Annotated in this window: 1 protein-coding gene and 1 pseudogene; one reads left to right on the top strand and one right to left on the bottom strand. The window is 62.0% G+C overall.

Annotation, left to right across the window (positions count from 1 at the left end):
• Positions 1-239: 239 nt before the first annotated feature.
• Positions 240-836 carry a recombinase family protein gene (locus tag E3T61_RS01630; RefSeq protein ID WP_134639192.1) on the top strand — a complete coding sequence of 199 codons (597 nt, stop codon included), beginning with the start codon at positions 240-242 and terminating at the stop codon, positions 834-836.
• 86 nt (positions 837-922) lie between these two features.
• On the opposite strand, the pseudogene E3T61_RS01625 reads toward E3T61_RS01630, so the two are convergent.
• Positions 923-1,970: pseudogene (locus tag E3T61_RS01625) on the bottom strand (PDDEXK nuclease domain-containing protein).
• Positions 1,971-2,185 lie beyond the last annotated feature (215 nt).

Below are 2,185 nucleotides of genomic sequence, written 5' to 3'. Positions count from 1 at the left end.
TCACGATCAACCCAATACGGCTCACCGTGAGACCGCTGCGGCCAAGACGGGTGTATTCATTTTCGATTCCGGCACCGTGCAGTCTCAGAAAGGTACAGCTTTCCAAGACACTCGATCCCCCACTCCCCCGGTGGTCCCCACCCACAAGGTGGCGGGCCATTCGATGTCCCATAAATGTGTCTCACCGCAAAACGTCTCAGGTAACCGGCGAGACCGGGTTTGTGAGTCACAATGGACGAATGAGGCATATTGGGTACACGCGTGTGAGCACATCGAGCCAGGATGCGCAGCTGCAGCTCGACGCGCTCGTCAATGCTGGCGTGCAGAAACGCGACGTGTTCGCTGACGTCACGTCAGGGAGCAAGACCGCGATCGAGCGGCCCGGGATGAAGAAGCTCCTCGGCTACGCCGAACCTGGTGACACGGTCGTCGTGTGGCGAATCGACCGGCTCGGCCGCTCCCTCATCGACGTCCTGAACACGGTGAACCTGCTGCGCGAGCGCGGCGTCCAGGTGCGATCCATTTCGGATGGCATCGACCCGGCGACGTCGACGGGCCGGCTGATGCTGAACATGCTCGCCACCCTCGCCGAGTACGAGCGCGAACTTATCGTCGAACGCGTCAATGCCGGAATTGCCGCCGCCCGGCAGAACGGGACGCGCTTCGGCCGTCCGCTGTCCGATCCGGTCGTGATCGCCGACAAGCTCCAGCTCGTCGCAGAAGCCCGAGCAAAAGGCCGCACCGCCAAGGACGCAGCGCAACTGGTCGGCTGGAGCCGTGCCACCCTTTACCGTCACCAGCAAGCCAAAGCAGCCCTCACGAGCACGACGCCCTAAGGAAGCCGTCCGACGGCATAGAGCGGTGCCGGACTCGCCGGGACACACTGCTTGGCGACACGCTCATCCTTCGAGGACGAGCGTGTCTATTCCGCCGAGGGCTCCTCAGCCCAGTCGAGAGCGGCAGTGAGTTTCTCCTCGTCAGGCAGCGCGTTGCGCTCGGCCGCCGGCAGGGTGTCATAGGTATACGTCGACACGGCCATCGGGGCATCGGCCTGACCCAAGGAGTAACGGACGGTGTGATCGTTGCGACTGCCGCAGATGAGGATCCCAACCGTTGGATTATGCGCAGGGAGGCGGAGTTTGTCGTCGACAACGGCGATATAGAAGCCGAGCTTGCCGGCGTACTCGGGCTGGAACTTCCCCGTCTTCAGCTCGACGACGACGTAGCGGAGCTGGACGACGTGGAAGAACAACAGGTCCAGGTAGAAGTCATCCCCGCCAACGTCGAAGTGCACCTGGCGGCCAACGAACGCGAAGCCAGCGCCGAGTTCGCGGAGGGTTTCCACGATGCGGTCCATCAGGGACTGTTCCAGGTCCCGCTCGGCGGCCTGGTCGGTCAGCTCGAGGAAGTCAAAGACGTAGGGGTCTTTCGCGATCTGCTGCGCGAGCTCCGACTCAGCAGCGGGAAGTTGCCTAGTGAAATTGCTCGGGCCCGACCCGATCCGCTCGTGGGTACGGTTCATAATCTGGTTCATCAACACGTTCCGTGACCACCCGTGTTCAACGGCGGCTCGGGCATACCAGGTACGCGTGCGGGCATCGTCGATGCTTGTCCAGTAGAACCGTGATGTGGCCCCACGGCAATTGTCCAACAGCCTGTTGGACGATTACACCCTCTCCGGGCCACGCCACCGCGAACGCCCTCATGTAGAAGAGATTGCTGCGAGAGAGCCCCGTCATCTGAGGGAATTCGGCTCTGAGATCAGGGGCCAGTCTGCCCACGACACCACTCCCCCACGCCTGGCTTTTCTGCTGGGTGAGTATCTCGCTCCCAATACCCCAATACAGTTCGAGGAGCTGGGTGTTGACCACCCGCTGAGCCCGCACCTGCGCATTCCGAACGCGCACCTTCAGACCCTGTAAAAGTTCGGCGTATCCCTCAGGGAGGGCGAGCTCGCCGTGCGTGGTCATGTCCTTCATTCTGTCCGATACGTGCGTCGAGTCGCGCCGGCAGCTGGCTTGATGATCCTGAGCAGCTCCAACGCTCGCGAAGCATCCTGTCGGTGGCTCGCCGTACGGTTACGTCCCCGTGAGTGGTGTGGTTTCCCGCTCTTGAGTGTTGCTTCGTCAACGTGAAGAGCCACCGTGGGATGGTCAGTGAGTACCGATCAAAGAACTCACAAAGG

Origin of the sequence: Cryobacterium lactosi, from assembly GCF_004403945.1 — a bacterium.
GTDB lineage: Bacteria > Actinomycetota > Actinomycetes > Actinomycetales > Microbacteriaceae > Cryobacterium > Cryobacterium lactosi.
This window is presented reverse-complemented; position numbering and strand designations above follow the sequence as displayed.

Bases quoted from the DNA above. Each gene is read 5' to 3' on its own strand.
- E3T61_RS01630 (WP_134639192.1), top strand. From the start codon at position 240: ATGAGGCATATTGGGTACACGCGTGTGAGCACATCGAGCCAGGATGCG.